This window comes from Paenibacillus sp. 01L418, from assembly GCF_056400045.1.
This window is the reverse complement of sequence record NZ_JBFTSN010000367.1, coordinates 1-6484: the sequence shown is the minus strand read 5'-3', so window position 1 is coordinate 6484 and position 6484 is coordinate 1. Positions and strand designations below refer to the sequence as shown.

At 46.6% G+C, this 6484-nt stretch carries 7 protein-coding genes; 3 read left to right on the top strand and 4 right to left on the bottom strand.

Annotation, left to right across the window (positions count from 1 at the left end; all coding sequences use genetic code 11):
• The 3 genes from AC1DSE_RS27815 to AC1DSE_RS27805 form a co-directional block, all read right to left on the bottom strand.
• Window positions 1-548 (bottom strand): Glu/Leu/Phe/Val family dehydrogenase (locus AC1DSE_RS27815; protein ID WP_477528531.1); only part of this gene is annotated, 548 nt, incomplete at its 3' end.
• 432 nt (window positions 549-980) lie between these two features.
• Window positions 981-2267: a glycoside hydrolase family 27 protein gene (locus AC1DSE_RS27810; RefSeq protein ID WP_477509377.1), complete on the bottom strand. Its 1287-nt coding sequence runs from the start codon at window positions 2265-2267 to the stop codon at window positions 981-983.
• 109 nt (window positions 2268-2376) lie between these two features.
• Window positions 2377-3258: a helix-turn-helix domain-containing protein gene (locus tag AC1DSE_RS27805; protein WP_477528532.1), complete on the bottom strand. Its 882-nt coding sequence runs from the start codon at window positions 3256-3258 to the stop codon at window positions 2377-2379.
• A 74-nt stretch (window positions 3259-3332) separates the two neighbouring features.
• On the opposite strand from AC1DSE_RS27805, the gene AC1DSE_RS27800 reads away from it, so the two are divergent.
• On the top strand, window positions 3333-3743 hold the full coding sequence (locus tag AC1DSE_RS27800; RefSeq protein ID WP_477509376.1) for a gamma-glutamylcyclotransferase family protein: 411 nt from the start codon (window positions 3333-3335) through the stop codon (window positions 3741-3743).
• 64 nt (window positions 3744-3807) lie between these two features.
• Here the strand turns inward: AC1DSE_RS27800 and AC1DSE_RS27795 are convergent, their stop codons facing one another.
• Window positions 3808-3966, bottom strand: a complete 159-nt coding sequence (locus AC1DSE_RS27795; protein WP_339207657.1) for a hypothetical protein — start codon at window positions 3964-3966, stop codon at window positions 3808-3810.
• A gap of 149 nt (window positions 3967-4115) precedes the next feature.
• Between AC1DSE_RS27795 and AC1DSE_RS27790 the strand changes: the two genes are divergently transcribed.
• Both AC1DSE_RS27790 and AC1DSE_RS27785 read left to right on the top strand, forming a co-directional pair.
• Window positions 4116-5525, top strand: coding sequence for a copper resistance D family protein (locus tag AC1DSE_RS27790; protein ID WP_477509375.1), 1410 nt, complete (start codon window positions 4116-4118; stop codon window positions 5523-5525).
• Between the two features lie 23 nt (window positions 5526-5548).
• Entirely contained in the window at window positions 5549-6406 is an 858-nt protein-coding gene (locus AC1DSE_RS27785; protein WP_477509374.1) for a sensor histidine kinase, read from the top strand.
• The last annotated feature ends 78 nt before the right edge of the window (window positions 6407-6484 follow it).

The window sequence follows — 6484 nt, the reverse complement described above, 5'->3', positions numbered from 1 at the left end:
CTGCCGAGGTAAGGATGACCAGGATGAATGCTTTTGTACTCGGCCATCATCCAGTCCATTTCACGCTCGCCGGTTCCCATATCAGGTGCCGGAATATCTTTGTCAGGCCCAAGCACGTCACTGAAATATTGCACGTATTTTTTGCAAATGAGATAAAGCTCTCTAGCGGAATAGGAGCGTGGATTAATAACGACTCCACCTTTACCTCCGCCGAAAGGCACCTCGTGAAGCGCGTTTTTGAGCGTCATTAGCGCAGCTAGATTTGTTACTTCATCTTCGCTTACGGATTCGTGAAACCGAATTCCGCCTTTATAAGGCCCGAGTGTATCGTTATGCTGTATGCGATAGGCCGGAATTCGAACGACATTGCCGTTATCTACCGTAATGCGCAAAAAAGCTTTATGAACTTTATTTGGCGTGGAAAGAATAGCAGCAAGTGATAAGAATGCTTGCTCACGTGCTTGAGCTTGTAAATTTGGTAAAAAAGCAGGGTCTCCCATTAGTGCGTTTAAGGATTGCTGTACGATGGCTCCTGTTTGGCTTGCCATAACTAAACGACCTCCTATGTATTCAGGAATGAGATTTTTTCAAGCTGCAGCGTATAATTGCCAAAGGATATGAGGCAGATACGCTAGCAACTGAACTCTAACTGTAACATATTGGAACGTTATAAGCCAAAACTAGGGATAGCTTGATGTGCCAATGGTTACAAAATCATAGGGATTCAGCTTCGAATCCACTCTTATTAAGCTGGGTAACAGGAAAACTTCCCGTTATATTAGCGAATAAACGCCTTGCAACACAAATAACAGGAAAAACTCCAGCTTATTTCGATGCAAATGACTCATTAGTGGTCTTTTGCAGAAATTAACGGGAGTTTTTCCGTTTCAAGCATGGTAGAAGCAGCATTTGAGCGAGTTTAACAGCAGAAATTCCTGTTAGAATAAACAATTGGCGGCCGAGCGTGATCATTAAATATGCTATGTTAATTTGAGCAATAACGATCCGTGTGGAGGCAGAGAGAATGACAGCTCGTTCAAGCTCCCGAGATTCTCTTGTGTCCAAAGATTGCGTACGAGCGGAGCATCGGCTAAACCAAGCTGCGCAAGCGTCACGGCAACCGTATCCTCTTGATCACTCGCATTAAACAAAGCAACGTACAATGCATCATCGCCCTGTGCTGTCCATGCAATACGGTCCTGTTCTCGATAAAGCTGGCGTGCACCGCGTCCATTCCGATGAAGGGATAATACTTCCTCATTTGTGAGCAATGACAGCGTCCATTCGTCGTTGTCCCGCATTTCACCGCCAAACATAAGCGGCGATCGGAAAATAGCCCATAGCGACATCATCGTTACCTGCTCGTCCCGTGTAAATCTTGTCCAGCGATCGCTGCCTCCGCCATCTACAGAACGAATGCCCAAATGCCCCAGCGGCAGCATATCGCAATCCGGCCACGCTCCATCCCGAGCATGCGGCGCCCACTTCTCGCAGCGCTCAAACATCTCATAAAGCAGGTGCCACAAATCCCAGTAATCATCTGTCATTCGCCACATATTCGCATGCTCTGCAAGCGGACCCGCATGTTCGAGAGGAGCAGGACCAGGCGATAGGCTAAGCACCATCGGTCTGCCGCATTGTTCTATTGCGTGATGAATAAGCTTGATTTCATCCAAATGAATGCCGTAAATTCTGGAAGCGGCAATATCATCCACTTTAACGAAATCGACACCCCATGAAGCGTATAAATCAAATAACGAATTATAATATTGCTGTGCGCCCTCTTTGGAAGCATCAACGCCATACATGTCTGTGTTCCACGGGCAGATCGAATTCGGATGTGCAATCTGGCGAGCGGTTATGTTTGTTCCAAGCAGGCTGGTGTCTGCATGAACGGCTTGACGAGGAATGCCCCTCATCATATGGATACCGAATTTTAGCCCGAGTGAATGAACATAATCAGCTAGAGGTTTGAAGCCTTGACCGTTCGCAGCGGATGGAAATCGGTTAGCTGCGGGCTGCAAGCGGGAATACTCATCCATCTCAAGCGGAACGAAAGGACGATATTGGGACGAATTTGCCCCTGGCTCATACCACTGAATATCAACAATGACATATTCCCAGCCATAATCTCGCAGATGTTCGGCCATATATGCCGCATTTCCGCGAACCTCGTCTTCTCTCACACTTGCGCCATAGCAGTCCCAGCTGTTCCAGCCCATAGGCGGAGTTGCTGCATAGTGATGATGTTTGGAAGTTGTATACATTTGATTTCGTCCTCTCTTATCGTAATATTGCTCTATACGACAATCGTAAAACGAAACGTTAGTCGATGACTAGCGTAATTTATTGCGTTGATATGTAAAATATTGCTCTTCAATCGAACTGTAAACGATCGATTGAAGGAAGCTCCTTGGCTAAGCGGAAATCAGCAGGAGGGAAGCCGACGCGGCTTCGAAATACTTTACTAAAGTAGCTGCCGCTCGAGTAACCAACCGTATGAGCGATTTCTTCGACCGTGAGGCTGCTGCTCCTAAGCAGCTGAACAGCCTTCTCGATTCGGAGCTTCGTTACAAAGTCCATTGGTGACATGCCTGTCGTCTTCGTGAACATTCGCGTAAAATAATATTTAGACAATCCAGCCGCAGCTGCGACATCATCTAAGCTTTGCAAACGATGGAATTCAGCTTCCATATAAGCTGTTGCCTGCTTAATTTGTAGTGGCCAATTCATTTTCTCCTGCTGCTGCASCGTACTTGATTGCAGCAGTTCCATCATAAGACGATAAATAAGAGATGATGCTTGGTAGCTGTTCTGAATACGATTGCTGCGAGCCTCTGCATATAAATGTTGAAGGCTGCGAACGACAGCGCTTATAGGCTCAAATGTTGGTGTGGCACCGACGGCATGCAGCAGCTCAGACCACAGCGCTTGCATATGCTGCTGGCGGAATAATACAAAATAAAAAGTCCAGTGGTCGCTCGACTGCGGCAAGCAATAGTGATGATCTCCAGGGATTTCTACAAGGAAAGCATTGCCTGCATAGAGATCATGTGTTTCATCCCCGAGTCTGAATTGACCGAAGCCGGAGACGGTATATTGGAATAAGTAAAGCGGGCCGTCAATTCGTTTCATCCCGTCCCAGTAGTAGTTAGTCTCTGTTACCTCTTGATAGCCGGTTGCAAATAACTGATAGATGGGAAGCTGCGGCGGGTCTTGAAATCGATAACCATATACACCGTAGGGCTGATTCATCATCACTTGGAATAATCACCTCGAAGGAAGACGGATTTTCAATCTAGTATTTCATGATGGAAGGTGCTCGAGAAGAGATGCGGCAAATACCTGTTTTTATTTACGGTTCGTTACTGCCTGGTCAAAGCAATCATCATTTTGTTTCATCCTATGTGCAATCGATTCGACCTGGAAAGATCGCAGGGAGACTGGTGGATTGCGGAGATTATCCAGCGGCCGTTCGAGATGCTATTGCTAAAGAGTGCAATAGTATTATAAGCGGTCAATGGATAGTCGTCGATAGAGAAGGACTTGCATCCATGGATGAGCTCGAGCAATTTTATGGTCACGAGGAGCAAAATGATTATGAAAGGGTATGGGTTGCTGACGCAAAGGATAAGCTTGTTTCAGGCTGGGTGTACGTTTGGGAATCCGATAGAGGCTGCCCGGCAATCGCGGATGAATACTGGCCGCTATTTTTCGCTCGTAAAATAAGGGGCATTTTATAAAAAAAGACATAGCCTCTGTGAATTGCACAGGAGCCATGCCGTTGATTACGCCTTAATATGCTGTTTAGGCTTTATCTTTTTCATTATCTGCGTCTGCGGCATAAGCAATTAATGCGACTTCTGAGCCATAAGTTTTAGTCAATTGCTGCTCCAGCTTGCGAATGGCATCGAGCGCATCGCTTTGGTTATTTAATTCAGCGAGATGATAGTCCTTGTCCATCATTAGGGTTCACGTCCTTAAATTCATGGTTTTAATAGTAGAATGGGCATAAAAGTAGGTTGCTATACTTTTTTGCTTGACCGAACTGCAATTGTTCTTTTTAGAGCGGTCGAGTACACTGAAACAGTATGACATAAAGGGATGTGACATCTATGGGAAAATATTTGCTCCAACTAAAACAAATGGCGTCCGGCAGATGGGCGAAATATATGGCAATGGTACTATTGTTTCTTCTGATCGCCGCTGCTGCTTCTTTGTGGGTATCGCCGCCGCAGGCTTTTGCACAGCTGTATTCCGGAATGGAAGAAACAAATTTTGATCCTCACAAGCAGGTTGGCCATAATCATTCGGACGGGACACAATCAGAAGCAGGAATAACCGTTTCGCAAGCTTTATTTTACACGGTTAGAGCGATTTATTATGCTGCCTTTATGTTCGCTGCTGGATTAATGCTTTGGTCCATAACGCTGCCAAAGGATGAGGAATCCACTCTGAGCAAGCTCGTGCAAAAATGGAGCATCTATTCGCTTAGAGGATTGCTGCTTGCCGTGTTGCTATTCGTATTTGTTCATGCGAGTCAATTAATGAAGGGATATGACGGCGGTAATTCGAATGAATGGGTCCGCTTGCTGACGGAGACGTCCACCGGACAATCGTGGCTTGCACTGATCGTACTTTCGCTGCTTGGATTTACGGTTCTGCGAATGCATGATTCACTCAAAATGATTTGGGCTCTGCTGCTTATTGCGGTTGAAAGCTTTAATGGGCATGTTAATGCACTTCCAAGCAATACGTTTGCTATAGTGTTCGACTTCATACATATCGTCTGCTCTGCTTTGTGGGCTGGCGGATTAATGCTGCTATTGCTATTGTGGCGGACTGATCGCAAGGAGGCAGGGAGATTCGCCGAGCGATTTACGAAGGTCGCATGGCTGACAATAGTGCTCCTATCGATTAGTGGAATTGGCATGACGGCACTTCTTCTTCCAAGCTGGCGCTATTTGTTTTATACAAGCTGGGGGTTCATGCTGCTTGCCAAATCAGGATTGGTACTGATTGTTGCTTGCGTTGGATTTCTGCTGCATAAGCGTGCCAAACAGCAAAAGCTGCCTAACGGCAAGCTGCTGAAGCTGGATGGACTTTTGATGGCTTTGGTGCTGATTCTTGCAAGCATCTTCACTTACGTAAGTCCGGTTCCCGATACAGAGCCGTTATCCTATCATAAAATGGGTGAAACGCTCCATTACACGGTAATCATAACGCCAAATGGACCTGGTCCAAATGACGTAAAATTAAAAATTTGGCTGCCTAAGACGCTTGGTTCGCCGGCATCTGTACAATTTCTGCTTCGTACGCCGGACAATCCGAAGAAAGCGGATATTAACGTTCCAGTGCGCGGCGCCAGCGGGGAAAATTATTTAGCTTTCCCAGGGTTTTTAGAAACGGATTATGAATCCGATAAGTTCGAGCTGCCTACACGCGGGGCATGGGAAGCAGAACTGATCATTACGGATCAGACTGGCGCAGTAACGAAGCAGTTGATTCCGTTTCGGAATGACTAATGGGGAGAAAGGGAGCTGAGCAGATGTCGTATAAATGGCTGAAATGGCTAATTTTATGGATTCCGACGGTCGCTATCGGGCTATGGGAGTATTTGCGCCACGCACTGCTGCTCCCGTTCATTTCGATGGATCTCGGCAATTTGCTCGCGCCTGTTTTTGTTTTTATTATTTCGCTGACGCTGCTCCGTGCGTTATTCGCTAAGCTGGAGCAAACGCAAGAGACGCTGCAGCGCGAGCGTATTGTCAAGGCGGCTCTTGAGGAACGTGAGCAGCTCGCTCGCGAGCTTCATGATGGCATATCACAATCGTTGTTTATGCTATCGGTTAAGCTGGACAAGCTGGAGCGGGCGGAGTCCGCTTCTGATGCACAGCAAACGACGGATCAGATTAGAAAAACCGTGAGGCATGTATATGATGACGTCAGACAATCTATTGCCAATTTACACGATGCGCCTTTACCAGCCGATATGTCATGGATGCAAAGCATCCACCATTTAACCGTTGAAATGGAACAGACCTCCGGCATTCAAACAACAGTGGAGTGGCATGTACAGGACGGCTTGTTGTCCTATAAGCAAAAGGTCGAATTACTGGCCATTATGCGTGAGGCTCTTATGAACGTACAGAAGCATGCGAAAGCAAAACAAATTATTATTCAAGGTGAAGGAGTCGGAAGCTCAGAGAAGTCGCCAAATACTTTCCGCTGCTCCATTTTCGATGATGGTATAGGGGCTGAGAAGGAGAAGCTTCACGGCAAAGGCAAGTATGGGGTCAAAATGATGCAGGAGCGAGCAGCTGCGATGGGCTGGACGATGACGGTACAGCAGACGAAACCGCAGGGCACAAAAGTCGAAATCATCGGAAGGAGTGATACCAAATGACGGATAAAACGGCTAAGGTACGCGTTTTTTTAGTAGATGACCATCCCCACGGCCGGGAAGGCATACGCGATATAGTAT